Annotated in this window: 17 protein-coding genes; 4 read left to right on the top strand and 13 right to left on the bottom strand. The window is 56.1% G+C overall.

What is annotated here, in order from left to right:
- Nucleotides 1-35 precede the first annotated feature (35 nt).
- The 3 genes from gshA to N2K86_RS16890 all read left to right on the top strand — a co-directional run bounded on the left by gshA (nucleotide 36) and on the right by N2K86_RS16890 (nucleotide 3,069).
- On the top strand, nucleotides 36-1,580 hold the full coding sequence (gene gshA, locus N2K86_RS16900) for a glutamate--cysteine ligase (protein WP_260659368.1): 1,545 nt from the start codon (nucleotides 36-38) through the stop codon (nucleotides 1,578-1,580).
- Between the two features lie 154 nt (nucleotides 1,581-1,734).
- Entirely contained in the window at nucleotides 1,735-2,250 is a 516-nt protein-coding gene (gene luxS / locus N2K86_RS16895; RefSeq protein ID WP_260659367.1) for an S-ribosylhomocysteine lyase, read from the top strand.
- 54 nt (nucleotides 2,251-2,304) lie between these two features.
- Nucleotides 2,305-3,069 (top strand): AraC family transcriptional regulator, encoded by a 765-nt coding sequence (locus N2K86_RS16890; protein ID WP_260659366.1) that lies wholly within the window; start codon nucleotides 2,305-2,307, stop codon nucleotides 3,067-3,069.
- On the opposite strand, the gene leuA is transcribed toward N2K86_RS16890, so the two are convergent.
- The 13 genes from leuA to N2K86_RS16825 form a co-directional block, all read right to left on the bottom strand.
- Nucleotides 3,056-4,711: a 2-isopropylmalate synthase gene (gene leuA / locus N2K86_RS16885; protein WP_260659365.1), complete on the bottom strand. Its 1,656-nt coding sequence runs from the start codon at nucleotides 4,709-4,711 to the stop codon at nucleotides 3,056-3,058. The two genes, N2K86_RS16890 and leuA, sit on opposite strands and share 14 nt — an antisense overlap.
- 184 nt (nucleotides 4,712-4,895) lie before the next feature.
- Entirely contained in the window at nucleotides 4,896-6,443 is a 1,548-nt protein-coding gene (gene emrB / locus N2K86_RS16880; RefSeq protein WP_260659364.1) for a multidrug efflux MFS transporter permease subunit EmrB, read from the bottom strand.
- Between the two features lie 16 nt (nucleotides 6,444-6,459).
- Complete coding sequence (gene emrA, locus N2K86_RS16875; RefSeq protein WP_042714077.1) at nucleotides 6,460-7,632, bottom strand: multidrug efflux MFS transporter periplasmic adaptor subunit EmrA; 1,173 nt, start codon at nucleotides 7,630-7,632, stop codon at nucleotides 6,460-6,462.
- A 128-nt stretch (nucleotides 7,633-7,760) separates the two neighbouring features.
- Nucleotides 7,761-8,291 (bottom strand): transcriptional repressor MprA, encoded by a 531-nt coding sequence (gene mprA, locus N2K86_RS16870; protein WP_089601288.1) that lies wholly within the window; start codon nucleotides 8,289-8,291, stop codon nucleotides 7,761-7,763.
- Between the two features lie 314 nt (nucleotides 8,292-8,605).
- The gene (locus N2K86_RS16865) at nucleotides 8,606-9,790 is read right to left on the bottom strand and encodes an MFS transporter (protein ID WP_260659363.1); all 1,185 of its coding nucleotides are present in this window, start codon (nucleotides 9,788-9,790) and stop codon (nucleotides 8,606-8,608) included.
- 167 nt (nucleotides 9,791-9,957) lie between these two features.
- Entirely contained in the window at nucleotides 9,958-10,953 is a 996-nt protein-coding gene (gene proX, locus N2K86_RS16860) for a glycine betaine/L-proline ABC transporter substrate-binding protein ProX (protein ID WP_260659362.1), read from the bottom strand.
- A 9-nt stretch (nucleotides 10,954-10,962) separates the two neighbouring features.
- On the bottom strand, nucleotides 10,963-12,033 hold the full coding sequence (gene proW, locus N2K86_RS16855) for a glycine betaine/L-proline ABC transporter permease ProW (protein ID WP_089601292.1): 1,071 nt from the start codon (nucleotides 12,031-12,033) through the stop codon (nucleotides 10,963-10,965).
- Nucleotides 12,026-13,228, bottom strand: a complete 1,203-nt coding sequence (gene proV, locus N2K86_RS16850; protein WP_120159322.1) for a glycine betaine/L-proline ABC transporter ATP-binding protein ProV — start codon at nucleotides 13,226-13,228, stop codon at nucleotides 12,026-12,028. The genes proW and proV overlap by 8 nt, the downstream gene beginning before the upstream one ends.
- A gap of 331 nt (nucleotides 13,229-13,559) precedes the next feature.
- Nucleotides 13,560-14,519 carry a class 1b ribonucleoside-diphosphate reductase subunit beta gene (gene nrdF / locus N2K86_RS16845; protein WP_260659361.1) on the bottom strand — a complete coding sequence of 320 codons (960 nt, stop codon included), beginning with the start codon at nucleotides 14,517-14,519 and terminating at the stop codon, nucleotides 13,560-13,562.
- A 9-nt stretch (nucleotides 14,520-14,528) separates the two neighbouring features.
- Entirely contained in the window at nucleotides 14,529-16,673 is a 2,145-nt protein-coding gene (nrdE, locus tag N2K86_RS16840; protein WP_260659360.1) for a class 1b ribonucleoside-diphosphate reductase subunit alpha, read from the bottom strand.
- Nucleotides 16,646-17,056 (bottom strand): class Ib ribonucleoside-diphosphate reductase assembly flavoprotein NrdI, encoded by a 411-nt coding sequence (nrdI, locus tag N2K86_RS16835; RefSeq protein ID WP_260659359.1) that lies wholly within the window; start codon nucleotides 17,054-17,056, stop codon nucleotides 16,646-16,648. Before nrdI ends, nrdE begins: the two co-directional genes overlap by 28 nt.
- Nucleotides 17,053-17,292: a glutaredoxin-like protein NrdH gene (nrdH, locus tag N2K86_RS16830; protein ID WP_260659358.1), complete on the bottom strand. Its 240-nt coding sequence runs from the start codon at nucleotides 17,290-17,292 to the stop codon at nucleotides 17,053-17,055. Before nrdH ends, nrdI begins: the two co-directional genes overlap by 4 nt.
- A 242-nt stretch (nucleotides 17,293-17,534) precedes the next feature.
- Nucleotides 17,535-17,861: a DUF883 domain-containing protein gene (locus N2K86_RS16825; RefSeq protein ID WP_010434339.1), complete on the bottom strand. Its 327-nt coding sequence runs from the start codon at nucleotides 17,859-17,861 to the stop codon at nucleotides 17,535-17,537.
- A 160-nt stretch (nucleotides 17,862-18,021) separates the two neighbouring features.
- Here N2K86_RS16825 and N2K86_RS16820 point away from each other — a divergent pair, with 160 nt between their 5' ends.
- The gene (locus N2K86_RS16820) at nucleotides 18,022-18,366 is read left to right on the top strand and encodes a DUF2002 family protein (RefSeq protein ID WP_010434335.1); all 345 of its coding nucleotides are present in this window, start codon (nucleotides 18,022-18,024) and stop codon (nucleotides 18,364-18,366) included.
- Nucleotides 18,367-18,373: the final 7 nt, after the last annotated feature.

Below are 18,373 nucleotides of genomic sequence, written 5' to 3'. Positions count from 1 at the left end.
CTGAGTAACATTACTTTGACAGGCGGGAGGTCAATTTGATCCCGGACGTATCTCAGGCGCTGGCCTGGCTGGAAAACCACCCTCAGGCTCTGAAGGGTATTCAGCGTGGTCTTGAGCGTGAAACGCTGCGCGTTAACGCGGACGGTAGCTTAGCGACGACGGGTCACCCGAAGGCGTTAGGCTCGGCGCTGACACATAAATGGATCACAACCGATTTTGCTGAGGCGCTGCTGGAATTCATCACGCCGGTGGAAGGTGATGTTGATCATATGCTTTCCATTTTGCGTGACATCCATCGCTTTACTGCCCGTAACATGGGCGACGAGCGCATGTGGCCGCTCAGCATGCCGTGCTATATCGAGCAAGGGCAGGAGATTGAGCTGGCACAATATGGCACGTCAAATATCGGCCAACTGAAGACGCTTTATCGCGAAGGGTTGAAAAACCGCTACGGCGCGTTGATGCAGACGATTTCAGGCGTGCATTACAACTTCTCACTGCCAATGGCGTTCTGGCAGGCAAAATGCGGTGAAACCGATAAAGACGCGATCTCAGCGGGCTACTTCCGCCTGATCCGCAACTACTATCGTTTTGGCTGGATCATTCCGTATCTGTTTGGTGCCTCTCCGGCGATCTGTTCTTCCTTCCTGCAGGGAAAACCGACCACGCTGCCGTTCGAGAAGACCGAGTGCGGAATGTATTACCTGCCGTACGCGACCTCTCTGCGCCTGAGCGACCTTGGCTATACCAATAAATCGCAAAGCAATCTCGGTATTACGTTTAACGATTTGCACGAGTATGTGGCAGGATTGAAGCGGGCGATCAAAACCCCGTCGGAAGAGTACGAGAAAATCGGCCTCGAAAAAGACGGCAAGCGTCTGCAAATCAACAGCAATGTGCTGCAGATTGAAAACGAGCTGTATGCGCCGATTCGTCCGAAACGCGTTACCCGCAGCGGTGAAACGCCGTCGGACGCTCTGCAGCGCGGCGGGATTGAATACATTGAAGTACGCTCGCTGGATATCAACCCGTTCTCGCCGATTGGCGTTGACGAGCAGCAGGTTCGCTTCCTCGATCTGTTTATGGTCTGGTGCGTGCTGGCGGATGCGCCGGAAATGAGTTCAGACGAACTGCTTTGTACCCGTACCAACTGGAATCGCGTGATTCTGGAAGGGCGCAAGCCTGGCCTGACGTTAGGCATCGGCTGTGAAACGGCACAGTTCCCGCTGGCTAAAGTGGGTAAAGATCTGTTCCACGACCTGAAGCGCGTGGCCCAGACGATGGACAGCGTATACGGTGGTAACGCGTATCAGGCCGTTTGCGACCAGCTGGTTGAAAGCTTTGATAATCCTGAACTGACGTTCTCAGCACGCATTCTGCGTTCTATGATTGATCAGGGCATTGGCGGCACGGGGCGTTCACTCTCAGCGGAGTACCGTGAGATGCTGATGCAGGAGCCGTTAGAAGTGCTGAGCGAAGCGGATTTTGTAGCGGAACGCGATGCGTCCGTTGTGCGTCAGAAAGAGGTTGAAGCGGCGGATACCGAGCCGTTTGAGGCGTTTCTGGCGAAGCAGGCTTGAGCTGAAAAAGAAAAAGGCCACATCGCTGTGGCCAAAATATACATCTCTGAATTCAGGGATGATGATAACAAATGCGCGTCTTTCATATACTCAGACGCGCATTCTGTAGAAGAGTTCAGTTTATTTTAAAAAAAATCACTGTCGGAGGTGACGTATGCCGTTATTAGATAGCTTTACTGTCGACCATACCCGTATGGAAGCACCTGCAGTCCGCGTGGCGAAGACCATGCACACCCCGCACGGCGACACGATCACCGTCTTCGATCTGCGTTTCTGCGTGCCAAACAAAGAAGTGATGCCGGAGAAAGGCATTCATACGCTGGAGCACCTGTTCGCTGGTTTCATGCGTGACCACCTGAACGGCAACGGCGTTGAGATCATCGATATCTCTCCGATGGGCTGCCGTACCGGTTTCTACATGAGCCTGATTGGTCAGCCTGAAGAGAAACGCGTCGCAGATGCGTGGAAAGCGGCGATGGAAGACGTGCTAAAGGTGAAAGAGCAGAACCAGATCCCTGAGCTAAACGTTTACCAGTGCGGGACTTACCAGATGCACTCTCTGGAAGAAGCGCAGGAGATCGCGCGTCACATCATCGAACGCGACGTTCGTGTGAACAGCAACGACGAGCTGGCCCTGCCAAAAGAAAAACTGCAGGAACTGCACATCTAGTGCACCTTTTCCCTCTCCCTCAGGGAGAGGGTAGGGTGAGGGTTGTTTAATGCCATGACCACAACCGCAGCCTTCTCCTTTACCCATCGTCCCCTCGTTCCGTTTGCCCATGATTACGTTCACGGCGACAGTGAGCCGTGGCACCAGCACGACTGCGCGCAGCTCCTGCACAGCCTGACTGGTGTGGTGCGGGTCGATACCGCATCCGGCTACTGGGTGGTGCCGCCCGGTCGCGGCGTCTGGCTACCTGCGGGTACGCAGCACGCCCTGCGCATCACTGGCAACGTTGCCGCCCGCACGCTGTTTATTGACCCGCTGGCGCGCGCCGATCTCCCGGCAACCTGTCAGATCGTGCAGATCTCACCGCTGTTGCGCGAGCTGATCCTCACTTCCCTGACGCTGCCGGAATCCTACGCACCTGGCAGCCGCGATGAACGGGTCTATGAGCTGATCCTCGATGAAATCCGCATGATGCCGGTATTACCGTTTCATCTGCCGGAGCCAGAAAGTGAGGCATTACGTCATCTGTGTCTGCAAATCCGGCAACATGCGGGGGAAAGCTGGAGCAGCGCGCAGGCAGCGAGCACGGTAGGGATGAGCGAGCGCACGCTGAATCGCCATTTTCAGCAGCAGACGGGATTAAGCTACGGCGAGTGGTTGAGAAGGGCGCGCCTGCTGGAAGCCTTAGTACGGCTGGCGCAGGGCCAGCCGGTACTGCGGGTTGCCCTGGATCTGGGGTACGGCAGCCATAGCGCCTTTACGGCAATGTTTCGCCGGGTGATGGGCATCTCACCCAGCGATTACTTCAGGAACGACTGACGGCGTTAAAGAGCGCCTGAAGCGACGCGCGCGCCACGTCACTGTCAATGCCCACGCCCCAGCGGCTGCTCCCGTCCTGGAACAGGCAGCGGATATACGTCACCGAACGGCTGTCGCTGCGCTCGCCCAGGGTATGCTCGTGATAGTCCTTAATCACAAACGGTGTACTAACCCAGCGGCTCAGACCCTGAGCTGCAGCAGAAAGCAGACCGTTACCCTGACCCTCCAGCTTGCGCGTTCCTCCCTGCGTGGCGACGCTTGCCGTTAAGTGCAGTTGGCCATCATGCTGGCTGTCGCTGCGGTAGGATTGCAGCGCATACTGCGGTGTCGCTATCAGGCCGTAGCGGGTGCGGAACAGCTGCCACAGTGCATTTTGCGTCATCTCTTTTCCGTGGCGATCGGTTTCCTGCTGAACGTGCTGGCTGAAATCCTGCTGCAGGGCGCGGGGTAATTTCAGGCCATGGTTCTGTTCGATGAGCCACGCGCTGCCGCTTTTGCCCGACTGGCTGTTCACGCGGATCACCGCTTCATAGGTACAGCCGATATCCTGCGGGTCGACGGGCAGATAGGGCATCTCCCAGCGCTCGCCAGGCTTACGGGCATCAAAGCCTTTTTTGATTGCGTCCTGGTGCGAGCCGGAGAAGGCGGTGTACGCCAGCCGACCCGCCCACGGATGGCGCGGGTGCACAGGCAACTGGTTACAGGTTTCCACCACTTCCACCACCCGGTTCATATCGCTAAAGTCCAGATTCGGGCTAACGCCCTGGCTGTAGAGGTTCATCGCCAGCGTCACCAGGCAGACGTTGCCCGTGCGCTCGCCGTTGCCAAACAGGCAGCCCTCCACGCGGTCTGCGCCCGCCATCACGGCCAGCTCCGCGCTGGCGACGCCGGTGCCGCGGTCGTTATGCGGATGCACGCTGATGCAGACATCGCGGCGGCGGCTGAAGTGGCGGCAGAAATACTCGATCTGATCGGCGTAGACGTTCGGCGTGCTCACTTCGACGGTAGCGGGTAAATTGATCACCATTGGCCGCGCATCGCACGGCTGCCAGATCTCCGCCACCGCTTCACAAATCTCCAGCGCAAACTCCGGCTCGGTAAAGCAGAAGGTTTCCGGAGAGTACTCGTACTGCCAGCGGGTATCCGGGTTCTCTTCACACAGCTGACGAATAAGGCGCGTGGCGCGCGTTGCCAGCTCGACGATTTGCGCTTTCTCCATGCCGAACACCAGGCGGCGGAACAGCGGGGCGGTGGCGTTATACAGATGGACGGTGGCCTGTTTCGCGCCGCGCAGGGATTCGAAAGTGCGGCGGATGAGATCTTCCCGCGCCTGGGTTAACACCTGAATCGTGACGTCATCCGGAATGCGATTCTCTTCAATCAGCTGACGCACAAAGTTGAAGTCGGTCTGGGAGGCGGAAGGGAAGGCCACCTCAATTTCTTTGAATCCGCAGCCTAGCAGCAGGTTCCAGAACTGCAGCTTGCGTGCGCTGTCCATCGGCTCGGCAAGCGCCTGGTTGCCGTCGCGTAAGTCGGTTGAGAGCCAGCGCGGTGCGCGGGTGATGCGTTGCTCCGGCCAGCGGCGGTCGGGCAACGAAACGGTGGGATAAGGTTGGTATTTGTCGGCGGGTGTGTTCAGCATGATGCGCTCCTGTTGTCTTTTCACTATCGTGAATCGATTTCAGGCGCGCTGCTTTATCGGAACGGACAATCGCTGTTGCGTTTTGGACACAGTGCGGTGTTTTGCCGGATGGCGGCTACGCCTTATCCGGCCTACGTTCGTAGGACCGGTAAGCGTAGCGCCACCGGGCAACCGTTGCAGAGGGTTAGTGCGCCCCCCCACCTCCGCTACCGGCACCAAACGGTGGTTTGGCGAACCACACCAGCCCCAGCAGAACAATAAAGATCCCCGCCGATATCCAGAAAATCTCGTTTGCCGAGATAATCAGCCCCTGGTTGGTGATCTGCTGAGCAATCCAGCCTGACGCCTGCTGCTCCGTCATCCCCATGCCCTGAAGCTGATTGTACATCTGCTGAGAATTTGGGTTGAACGGGTTCACCGCTTCGGACAACTGCGCATGGTGCAGTGATTCCCGGTTGGTCCATAGCGTGGTGGTGATGGATGTCCCAATCGAGCCTGCCAGCGTTCGAGTAAAGTTCGACAGGCTTGATGCCGCCGCCATGCGCTCAGGCGGCAAGCCGGAAAGCGTAATGGTGGTCAGTGGCATAAAGAAGCACGCCACGGCAAAGCCCTGAATAAACTGCGGCCATGCGGAGGCACCAAAGTCCATCCCCGGTTCAAAGGTATATGCACGCCAGTAGAAGCAGACGGCATACATGATGAAGCTGAACGTTACCAGCCTGCGCATGTCGAGCTTGTGAGCAAAGCGGCCAATAATGGGCGACAGCAGAACCGGTATTAACCCCACAGGTGCAGAGGCCAGCCCCGCCCAGGTCGCGGTGTAGCCGTACACCTCCTGCAATAGCTGAGGCAGCAGAACGATCGCGCCGAAGTAGAGCATATAGGCAAGGCTGATACACAGACAGCCAATGGTGAAGTTTCGCGATTTAAACAGCGAGAGATCGACTATCGGGTTGTCGTCCGTCAGTTCCCACACAATCAGGAAGCTGATAGCGACCACGGCAACTACCGTGAGGACGATGATTTCCGACGAGGCAAACCAGTCCAGCTCTTTACCCCGGTCGAGCATGATCTGCAGGCTACCAATGCCGACGACCAGCAACGCCAGCCCCACGCCATCAATTCGCCGCTGCTCGGTACGCGTTTCGCGACCGCGCAGAGACTGCAGGGTCATCAACACGACCAGCGCACCAATGGGTACGTTGATAAAGAAGATCCAGCCCCAGTGGTAGTTATCGCTGATGTAGCCACCGAGAATCGGTCCACAAATCGGCGCGACAATCACGGTCATTGACCACAGCGCCAGCGCAATGGAGCGTTTGGCGGGCGGGTAGTTGTTCAGCAGTAAACTCTGCGACAGCGGAATCAACGGCCCTGCCACAATCCCCTGAATGACGCGGAAGAAAATCAGCATCGTCAGGCTGTTGGACATGCCGCACGCCCAGGAGGCGAGAACAAACAATACCGTTGACCACAGGAACAGCTTCACTTCACCGACGCGCTTCGCCAGCCAGCCGGTGATTGGAATGGAGATGGCGTTTGCCACCCCGAACGAGGTAATGACCCAGGTTCCCTGGCTCAGCGATGAGCCAAGGTTCCCGGCGATAGTCGGGATCGCCACGTTTGCGATGGTGGAGTCCAGCACCTGCATGAATGTCGCCAGCGACAGCGCAATGGTCATAATGACCAGCTGCGCGCCTTCCAGCGGTTTTTGCGGCTTTTGCTGTTGCATAACGCTCACCTTCGGATTAACCGGCGTTTGCCTTCACGATGTCATCGATCAGCTTGTTGACCGGATCGAGGCTAATTTCACGGGCGTTACTTTCATAAGCCGGGCTGCTGCGCACCTGGCTTGCGAGGATCTGACCGTCGCGGTTGGCGGTATCGACCGTCACCAGCGTAGAAAGACCGATACGCAGCGGGTGATCCGCCAGCTGTTTAGCATCCAGCTCAATACGCACCGGCAGACGCTGAACCACTTTGATCCAGTTACCGGTGGCGTTCTGCGCAGGCAGCAGGGAGAAGGCGCTGCCGGTCCCCATATCCAGACCGACCACTTTACCGGTGTACTTCACGTCATCGCCGTAGATGTCGCTGATAACGGTCGCGGTCTGGCCGATACGCATATGCGCAAGCTGCGTCTCTTTGAAGTTCGCATCCACCCACAGATTGTTCGCGGGAACGACCGCCATCAGTGGCGTCGTGGTACCAATCTGCGCACCTGGCTGCACGGAACGACGGGAGACGTAGCCGGTCATCGGGCTGACGATTTTGGTACGCTGCAGGGCAAGCCAGGCGTTACGCACTTCGGTCGCCGCCTGCTTAACGGCTGGCTGGTTTTCCAGACTGGTGCCCAGCACCATCGCCTGGTTCGCGTTGTACTGTTGGATCGCCACGTCCAGCTGAGCCTGCGCGCTGGCAACGGCGTCGCGGGCGTGCTGCAGCTCTTCTCGGCCAATCAGGTTGGCGGTGCCGAGAGGAACACGACGATTGAGGTCGCTCTGCGCCTGCGCCAGTGCGGTTTTCTGCACGTCGATGCTGGCCTGAAGCTGTTTGCTGTTGATCATCAGCTGGCGAGTTTGACGGACGCTGGAGGCCAGCTCTGTCTGTGCTTTTTCGAATGCCTGTTGGGCGTCAGTCGGATCGAGCGTGACCAGCACATCCCCTTTTTGCACAAAGTCGGTATTGTCAGCCCAGACTTTCGTCACGCTGCCCGACACCTGCGCCATAATTTGAACCTGGTTCCCTGCCACGTATGCATCGTCAGTCTCTTCAGCATGACGCAATACTAAAAACCAATAGATCCCATATGCCACGGCAATAATAATAAAGAGCAAGGTCAACAGAAGAAGGGCGCTCTTACGTTTGCCTTTCTTGTTGGCCGGTTGCTGCGGGTTGGTATTCTCCGCATTTGCGCTCATTGTTGTTCTCCACGATCTTCTTATTTTCACATCGGCTGAGCCGACCTGTTGTCAGAAAGGCCAGCAGTGTGACGTGCTGGCCTGTCAGTTTTCTTTTTTAAATCAGGATGTTCGAGCGTGTCGTCGCGTTAGCGCAGCGCCTCAAGAATGGCACCGTCTTCATCCATCTGGTCCAGACGGGTAAGCAGCTTGCGAGTGATGTGCTCAAGCTGGTCGCGCTCGGCAGTGCTGAGGACAGACCAGAGTTTGTGAAGGCAATTGTGCTGAGGTGGCAGCACCTCACGCAGGAATTCGTGACCTTTATCGGTCAGTTGCAGATGCAGACAGCGGCGGTCATTGTCGCTTTCACGGCGCTCAATCCAGCCGCGTTTTTCCAGCTCATCAGCGATACGGGTCGCATTGGTGCGGGATGAACCCAGCGCGCAGCTCAGCTCAGACGGCTGAATGCTGTGGTTTTCCTGAGACTGCAGCGTAATTAACGCCATAAACAACGTCTCGTTAATCCCTTGAGCTTTCAGCATTTTATTACGGTTTTCCAGCAACTTACCCTGCATATGCATGCACAGGCGAGTCAGCAAGATTTCCTGATAAGGGAAGTCCTCATGACGACTGGCGCGGAATTTAAGCATTTGTTCAATGGGCGTAAACGAACTATCCATTTTGGGCATAACCTCATTAATTACAGCCGATATAGTAACGACAGTGACAAATAATGTAAATGAATTATTTGTGCGGTTATATCCGCCAAACGTATGTCACCGTCAGAAAGCGCCGGGTAAGTCCGTGACCCGGTGAGCACAGAAAGCGTAGGGTATGAACCCGCTGAAGAGGGGATGTGAGGGTGGGGGTCTGAACTATTCATACTGATTGTAAATATGTCACCCACATTAAAATTTCTGGAATAAATGATTGCGTTAACATTAACAGATGCAGGCCCCCTTTACACCCCAGGAGGCCTAAAGCAGTGTAAATGTTAGTGAATTGCCTCCTGGCGGTGATAGCCACGCCGCCAGACTAGCAGATTCAGTATCGCCATGATGGCGCCGATGGCGCACACGCCTGTCCAGCCCGCATGTTGCCATGCGGAAGCAGAAATTAACGAACCTGCAGCGCCACCGATAAAGTAGCTAGTCATGTACCCGGCCGTGAGGCGGTTTCGCGCTTCTGGCTTCACGCGGTAAATGACGGTCTGGTTGGTGATATGCACGCCCTGAACGGTCAGATCGAGCACCAGAATACCGACGATCAGCGCCAGCACGGAGACGTGCCCATACCAGATAGCCGCCCAGGAGAGCAGAAGTAATACCAGCCCGGCAGTCGTGGTCATGTGTGATTTGCCTTTGTCAGCCAGTCCACCCGCCGGACGTGCGCCCAGCGCGCCCGCCGCACCGGCAAGACCAAACAGACCAATCACCCCTTCGGAATAGTTAAACGGCGGTGCGGCCAGCAGAAAGGCCATCGACGTCCAGAGAATGCTGAAGTTGGCGAAGGTGAAGCACCCCAGCAGAGCGCGGGTGCGCAGCAGTTTATCCTGCGTGAACAGGCTGAACACGGAGGCCAGAAGCTGAGGGTAGTTAAGATGGTTCTCTTGCTTCACTTTCGGCAGCCCGCGCCACAGCGCCAGTGCCATCACTACCATCAACACGCTCGCCACCCAATAAACGGTACGCCAGCCGCCGAGGCTAGCCAGCAGCCCAGCGACGGTTCGCGCCAGTAAAATCCCCAGCAGCAGGCCGCTCATGATGGTGCCTACCACTTTGCCGCGCTTTTCCGGTGAAGCGAGCGTTGCCGCCAGCGGCACCAGAATTTGCGCCACCACGGAAAACAGCCCCGTCAGGGCGGTACCGATAATCATCATCGTCAGCGACTGGCTGCTGGCGGTGATCAACATCCCACCTGCCGCCAGCAGGGTCATGGAGACGATCAGCATCCGGCGTTCAAACATATCGCCGAGCGGCACCAGGAACAGCAGCCCGGCGGCATAGCCTAACTGTGCAGCGGTGACGATAAAGCCTGCGGAGCTGGCAGAAAGGTTGAACGCGCGGGCGATGGTGTCGAGAAGTGGTTGTGCGTAATAGTTGCTGGCGACGGCCAGACCCGTTGCCACGGACATTAAAAGAATGAGTGCCGGGCTAAGCCCTTGAGTGGTTTTTGTCATTAGTTTCAGGAATCGTTAATTGAGTGATTATTTTTCCGGAAACCATAATAGCTAATGATTGTGAAAGTTGGGGGATTGTTATGTGTGGGTTTGTGTGGTTTAGGCCCCTCACTCCGGCCCTCTCCCCTTTGGGGAGAGGGTTAGGGTGAGGGGTAAGGCTTCTGTTTTTACTTCTGCGCCGCAAGCGCCTCTTTCACCCAGCCGTCAAACTGCTGCTGGTGGGCTTTGATCCAGCCGTCCACGTGGCCTTTCACATCGGCTTCAGACGATTTGCCCTCATGCATCATGGCGTTCTGGGCGTTGATGTCCGCCAGCGGCAGTTTCATCACCGAGAACAGCTTCGCCGCCGCCGGGTTCTTCTCGGCCCAGGCTTTGTTCGCCACGATGTGCATGGTGTTCACCGGGAAGCCATAGTTCATGCCGTTCGGCAGTTTGGTGTCGATATCTTTCTGCTCGCCCGGCAGAGAGGAGAACGGCACCTGCAGCCACACCACGTCTTTACCCGGTTTAAGCACGTCGCTCACCCAGTATGGCGTCCAGGTGTAGTAGATCACCGGTTTGCCTTCCTTAAAGCGGGCAATGGTATCGGCCATCATCGCGGAATAGTTGCCGTGGCTCACGTCGACGGTTTTCGCCAGATCGAAGGCTTTGTTCTGGTGGTTAATCACCGCTTCACAGCCCCAGCCCGGCGAGCAGCCCATCATGTCGGCTTTACCGTCACCGTTGGTGTCGAACAGTTTGGCGATCTTCGGATCTTTCAGCTGTTCAATATTGGTGATGTGGTACTGGTCGGCGGTTTTCTTGTCGATCAGATACCCCTGCGCTGCGCCCGTCACGAAGGTGCCTTCGCGGTAGAATTTCTTGTCACCACCGGCGGCGGCATACATGTCGTCGTGCAGCGGTTGCCAGTTCACTGCGGTAAAGGTGGCGTCACCGGAGGCAATCGAGGTGTAGCCCACGTTGTAATCCACTTCACTCGGCGTGTTGACCGTATAGCCCAGCTTCTCCAGCGCGCGGCTGACGATCTGCGTCTGGAAGCTCTCTTCCGAAATGGTGCTCTGCACCGGCTGTACGGTAATGCCTTTGCCAGGCAGCTCAGCCGCAAACGTGCTGGTGGAGACAAGGGTGGCAAACGCTGTGGCAAAAAGTACGTTATGTCGCATCGTTGTTCCTTATTTTGATTTCGTGAAAGGGCGGGTGAGTAACCCGACAGGGCCGGTGGTATACCAGCGACGGTTGCCGCGACTGCGTGAATCACGACCGACGGCCTGGGTCAGGCGGTCAAGAATAATAGCGAGGATCACAATCCCGACGCCGCCGACGGTAGCCAGCCCCATGTCGAGACGGCCAATACCGCGCAGCACCATCTGGCCCAGTCCGCCAACGGCGATCATCGAGGCGATCACCACCATCGACAGGGCCAGCATCAGCGTCTGGTTAACGCCCGCCATGATGGTCGGCATCGCCAGCGGAAGCTGAACTTTGAACAGCATCTGACGCGGGCTGGCGCCGAAGGAACGTGAGGCTTCGATCAGATCCGCTGGCACCTGGTTAATCCCCAGAATAGTCAAACGGATAATCGGCGGCAGGGCGAAGATAATGGTCACTACCACCCCCGGCACGTTACCGATGCCGAACAGCATCACGATAGGCACCAGATAGACGAACGCGGGTGTGGTCTGCATCGCATCCAGCAGCGGGCGAATTATCTTCGCGGCCCGCGGACTGCGCGCCAGCCAGATCCCCATCGGTAAGCCGATGACAACGCAGAAGAGCAGGGCGGTCAGCACCAGTGCCAGGGTGATCATTGCCTGCGACCACGCGCCAATCGCGCCAATGGCAATCAGCGAGATCAGCGTGGCAACCCCCATTCCCGCGCTGCCGAACTGCCAGGCGATCAGCGAGAACAGAATAATCGCCACCGGTGCCGGCATGCCCAGCATCAGCTGCTGGAAGCCGTTCAGGATGTAATCCACCGGGACGCGGATCCCCTGGAAGACCGGACGGAAGTGGGTGACCACCCAGTCGATCCCCTCCGTAACCCAGCTGTCGAGTGGGATCAACGTTTTGTGGAACGGATCCATAATATTGAAATGTTCTGGCGCAGGCGCGGGTGCGCTGTTCAGCCAGTCTGCGGCACCACCGCCATCGGTTGGCGCTGGCGTAGAACCCCACGCGTCAGCAGATTGCGCCGCGCTGTCCGCTGCTTCAGTGGTGCCCCACGGGTTAGATTGATCAGCCATTGTTTGCCCCCTCGCGATCTAAAGCCTGCAGCAGCATCCGTTTTGAGATGATGCCGACGTACTGTTGTTCCTCTCCGACGACCGGCACGGCGCACGGCGCCTGGCCCACGTGAGAGAGCAACTCGCTGAGCGGCGTTTCGGCGTCCACGGCAAGCGGAGCGTCGATTAACGCCGCATCGATTCCCTGGTTCTCAGTGAGCGCCGTTTTCAGGGAGTCGATGGAGACAACGCCGACAAATTTATTGCCGCGTTCAACCAGATAACCGTATTCACGGTCTTCGTCCTGCAGCAGCTTCAGCGCCGAGCGCGGGCCGAAGCCTGGCGTTTTACGGATAATGCCGTTCGGGGTTCGACGGGCAATATCTTTGGCACTAAACACCTGGCTAATATCCACGCCGCGGAAGAAGGTGCGGACATAATCATTCGCCGGATTATTGAGAATTTCATCCGGTGTGCCGACTTGTACCACTTCCCCGTTTTGCATAATGGCAATACGGTCGCCAATACGCATGGCTTCATCGAGGTCGTGGGAAATAAAGACAATGGTACGTTGATGTTTAGCCTGTAATTTTACCAGCTCATCCTGCATCTCGGTGCGAATTAACGGATCGAGCGCCGAGAAGGCTTCATCCATTAATAATATGTCTGGATTAATGGCTAACGCGCGGGCTAATCCTACACGCTGACGCATACCGCCGGAAAGTTCATCCGGATACGCGTGGGCATAATTTTCCAGCCCAACCTGACGCAGTGCGTCGAGGGCTTTTTCCTGCCGTTCCTGAGCGGGCGTACCGGCTAATTCCATACCGAAGGCGGCATTATCCAGCACCGTCATATGCGGCATCAGTGCGAAAGACTGAAACACCATCGCGATCTTCTTTCTGCGCACCTCGCGAAGTTCAGCGTCTGATATTCTGGCGATATCCACGCCGTCAATCAGCACCTGCCCGCGGGTGGGTTCAATCAGGCGATTGAGAAGGCGAACCATAGTGGATTTACCCGAACCGGATAACCCCATGATGACAAAAATCTCGCCTTCTTCAATGGCCAGACTGGCGTTTTTAACGCCAAGCGATAGCCCGGTTTTTTCCAGAATTTGCTCTTTCGAAAGGCCTTTCTCAATATATTTGAATGCGCGCTGCGGATGCTCGCCAAATACTTTATAAAGATTTTTCACTTCTAATTTAATTGCCATGCAATAGAGAGTGTCCTGTTATTTGTTTATGTCGATATGATTACCATGGTAAATTGTTAACGGGCATAACCCTAACATACTGAGAATCTGAGACAACCCTGAGTCGAGCTAATGCTGGAATTTTGACGCAAACGAAACGGCTGAATTTCCCATGAATAAAGGGCTGCGGGCAGTTTGAATTTTTCTCAATTTTTTGCTGCTGCATCGGGAAATTTCGCCTGAATCGGAGTGATTCAGGCGAATATGACGTGGAAATTACAGTGTAGTTGCTTTGTAAATATCAGAGCGGAAATTGTGGGATTTATATTAAATTAACGAACGTTATCGTTTATTAAAAATCCCAATCCTCATCTTCGGTCTCTACCGCCTTACCCATGACGTACGATGAGCCAGATCCTGAGAAGAAATCGTGGTTTTCGTCGGCATTGGGCGACAGCGCCGCGAGGATAGCCGGATTCACCTCCGCCATCTCCGGTGGGAATAATGCCTCGTAACCGAGGTTCATCAGCGCCTTGTTGGCGTTGTAGCAGAGGAACGCCTTCACGTCGTCCTCCCAGCCCGTTCCGGCGTACAGCTCTTCGGTATAGCTCAGCTCGTTGTCGTACAGATCCATCAGCAAATCGAGGGCAAAACCTTTGAGTTCCTCGCGCTTCGCCTCGCTGACTTTCTCCAGCCCTTTCTGGTACTTATAGCCGATGTAATACCCGTGTACCGCTTCATCACGAATGATGAGACGAATCAAATCGGCGGTGTTGGTGAGCTTGCCCCGGCTCGACCAGTACATCGGCAGCCAGAAGCCGGAATAGAAGAGGAAGGATTCAAGGAATACGCTGGCGATCTTCTTCTTCAGCGGCTCGTCGGCGCGGTAATACGCCAGCACCAATTCGGCCTTGCGCTGTAATGAGTCGCTCTCTTCGCTCCAGGTGTAGGCGGCGTCCACGTCTTTGGTCTGGCACAGCGTCGAGAAAATCGAGCTGTAGGAACGGGCATGCACCGCTTCCATAAAGCTGATGTTCGACATCACCGCCTCTTCGTGCGGCGTCAGCGCGTCGCTCATCAGCGCTGGCGCACCGACGGTATTCTGAATGGTGTCCAGCAGCGTCAGGCCGGTAAAGACACGGATCGTCAGCTGCTGCTCGGCGTGACTCAGCGTTTGCCAGGCCGGAATATCGTTTGAGAGTGGCACCTTTTCCGGCAGCCAGAAGTTGCTGGTCAGGCGGTTCCACACCTCCAGGTCTTTGTCGTCCTGGATCTTGTTCCAGTTAACGGCACTCACGCGTGACAGTTTCATCCTTTCTCCTTACAGCGCGCAGGACACGCAGCCTTCAATTTCGGTGCCTTCCAGCGCAAGCTGGCGCAGGCGAATGTAGTAGAGCGTTTTGATGCCTTTCTTCCAGGCGTAGATCTGCGCTCTGTTGATATCCCGCGTGGTGGCGGTGTCCGGGAAGAACAGCGTCAGCGACAGCCCCTGATCCACGTGTTTTGTTGCCTCCGCGTAGGTATCGATGATTTTTTCCGGACCGATCTCATACGCATCCTGATAGAGCGCCAGGTTCTCATTGGTCATAAACGGAGCCGGATAGTAAACGCGCCCGGTTTTGCCTTCCTTACGAATTTCGATTTTCGACACGATCGGGTGAATGCTCGACGTGGCGTGGTTGATGTAGGAAATCGATCCGGTCGGCGGGACGGCCTGCAGGTTCTGGTTATAAATGCCGTAGCGCATCACGTCATCACGCAGTTGCTGCCACATCTCGCGCGTCGGCAGGGTGATCCCCGCGCGGGCAAACAGTTCGCGCACTTTTTCGGTTTTCGGCTGCCAGTCGCCTTCTAGGTACTGGCTAAAATACTCTCCGCTGGCGTAGCGCGACTGCTCAAAGCCTGCGAACCGCTGGTTGCGCTCGCGCGCCAGCATCATCGAGGTATGCAGCGCGTGCCAGGTGATGGTGTAGAAATAGAGGTTGGTGAAATCCAGCCCTTCCGGACTGCCGTAAGCGATGCCTTCCCGCGCCAGATACCCGTGCAGGTTCATCTGCCCAAGGCCGATGGCGTGGGACGCGGCGTTGCCCGCCTCAATGGACGGCACGCTGCGGATGTGGCTCATGTCGGACACCGCCGTCAGCCCGCGAATGGCGGTCTCCACCGTGCTGCCAAAGTCAGGAGAATCCATGGTATGGGCAATATTCAGCGACCCGAGATTGCAGGAGATATCTTTCCCGATGTCCGCGTAGTCCAGGTTTTCGTCGTAGGTGGAGGCGCTGTTGACCTGCAAAATCTCCGAGCACAGGTTGCTCATGTTGATGCGCCCGGCAATCGGGTTCGAGCGGTTCACCGTATCCTCAAACATGATGTACGGATAGCCGGACTCAAACTGAATTTCCGCAAGCCGCTGGAAGAAATCGCGGGCGTTGATGTACGTCTTGCGAATGCGATCGTCGGCAACCAGCTCGTTGTACAGGTCGTTTATCGCCACGTCGCCAAAGGCTTTGCCGTAAATACGCTCGATGTCATACGGCGAGAAGAGCGCCATGTCGGCATTCTCTTTAGCGAGCTTAAAGGTGATATCCGGGATCGTCACGCCGAGCGACAGGGTTTTTATGCGAATTTTTTCGTCGGCGTTTTCGCGCTTGGTATCCAGAAAGCGCAGAATATCAGGGTGGTGGGCATGCAGATAAACCGCGCCCGCGCCCTGACGCGCACCAAGCTGGTTGGCATAGGAGAAGGCATCCTCCAGCATCTTCATCACCGGGATGACGCCGGAAGACTGATTTTCGATGCGCTTGATCGGCGCGCCCGCTTCACGCAGGTTCGAGAGCAGAAACGCCACGCCGCCGCCGCGCTTGGAAAGCTGCAGCGCCGAGTTCACCGCGCGGCCAATCGACTCCATATTGTCTTCGATACGCAGCAGGAAGCAGGAAACCAGCTCGCCGCGCTGGGCTTTACCGCAGTTGAGGAAGGTCGGCGTGGCGGGCTGGAAGCGTCCGGAGAGGATCTCATCGGTTAGCTGCTCCGCCAGCGCTTCATCGCCCTGGGCGAGCGTCAGAGCCACCATCACGGTGCGATCCTCAAAGCTCTCTAAGTAGCGTTTGCCGTCAAAGGTCTTGAGGGTATAGCTGGTGTAGTATTTCCACGCGCCAAGAAACGTCTGGAATCGAAAACCGCTGGCATGAGCGCGTTCAAACAGCTTCACCACAAAGGCGCGGTCATAGCGGGTCAGCACGCGTTCTTCGTAGTAGCCTTCTTTGACCAGATAGTCGAGACGCTCATGCTGGCTGCCAAACATCACTGTGTTAGGCTGGACGTGGGCGGCAAAAAAGGCGTCCACCGCATCATGGTCTTTGCCAAACTGGATGCGCCCCTCGCGGTCATAGAGGTTGAGCATCGCATTTAATGCGTGGTAATCAGGCGTTGTCTGCATTACGCGTTCTGCGGTTGTCGTTGCCAAAATTCGTTCACTCCTTTACGCACGTTTTCTACGTCCTGCTGTGTCCCCATCAGCTCAAAGCGATAGAGATACGGCACGCCGCATTTTTGAGAGATGACATCCCCGGCGCGACCAAAGGCATCGCCAAAATTACGATTCCCCGCCGCAATAACGCCGCGGATCAGCGCCCGGTTACGCTGATCGTTGAGAAAGCGGATCACCTGACGGGGAACTGCCCCCGCCGTACCCCCGCCGCCATAGCTGGGCACCACCAGTATGTAAGGTTCGTCTACCTGAATTCGCTCCCGCTCGTTAAGTGGAATGCGCACCGCAGGCAGCCCGAGGCGCTCGATAAAGCGGAGCGTGTTTTCCGAACTGCTGGAAAAGTAGACCAGCCCACTCATGCCCGGGTGGCCTGCGCGCTCAGGCGGTTAATCATGTCCGGGCGAAAGCCAGACCAGCTGGTCTCTCCGGCAACGACCACCGGAAGCTGCCGGAAACCTTGCGCACGCAGGGTATCGGCGGCATCGGGCACCAGGTCGATATTCACCATCTCAAACGCCACGCCACGGCTCTCCATTGCACGTTTGGTTGCGTGGCATTGAACACAATCGTTACGAGTGTAAATAATAATGCTCATGATTCGTATTTCCATTTAGAATAAGAAAACGGCGCGATTGAACGCGTCAGGTTGTGTCTCTGTTGCTAAAGGAATACTAGATGTAGTTGTGATAATTATCAACCATACAAGATATGGGAAATTTAGATTGATAATGCCCGGGTGATGAGCACAACGGGGCAGGGCGTGCTTTACGGGTTTTACAGGCGTTCGGACAAAGAAAAGCCCCGGCGCCTGAGGCAACCGGAGCTGATAAGTCGTGTTTACTTACGCAGGCTGAGCAGGGCACCCACAAAAATACCGACGGCGGCAACCGTACCCAGTGCACAAAGTGGTTTTTCACGGACGAAGGTATTGGCACAGCTCACCGCGTCGCAGGCAGCCTGCGTGGCGCGAGAGCGACCATGCATCCGGGCACGCGTTTCACGCAACAGAGACTGAGCCTTACGTTTTGCGGCATCTGCTTCATCCTTCGCGTCACTTCCCCAGGACTTCAGCACTTCCTCTAGCGTGTCCGCTAATTGGCTGACATCATTACGAATGTCCTGCGCATCATCATTAATATCGTTTCGGTTCGGTCTGTTAAACATAGGATCCTCCTTAATTTTGTGTTCCCGTTCAGTCTAGTTCAGAAATTTAATATCTGAAGCGAGTCACGGCTTATTGAACAGTTTATGGAATATTCTGAAAGCCCTGCTAATGCTGAATACTGTAAGGTTGCCGGGCAGGAAAAGATAACGAGGAAGAGATATGTATTTACGACCCGATGAGGTGGCGCGCGTTCTTGAAAAAGAGGGATTCACCATGGATGAGGTGACATCTAAAGCGTATGGATATCGCCGTGGCGAGAATTATGTTTACGTGAACCGTGAAGCGAGAATGGGGCGCACCGCTCTCATTATTCACCCGACCCTGAAAGACAGAAGTTTGTCCTTTGCTGAGCCTGCCTCGGATATTAAAACCTGCGATCATTATCAGCAATTTCCGCTCTATTTAGGCGGTGAGACGCATGAGCATTATGGTATTCCGCACGGTTTCAGTTCACGTATGGCGCTGGAGCGTTTTCTGAAGGGACTGTTTGGCGACATTCAGTAAGTCTGCG

The organism is Enterobacter mori (assembly GCF_025244905.1).
GTDB classification, from domain to species: Bacteria; Pseudomonadota; Gammaproteobacteria; order Enterobacterales; family Enterobacteriaceae; genus Enterobacter; species Enterobacter mori_A.
This window is presented reverse-complemented; position numbering and strand designations above follow the sequence as displayed.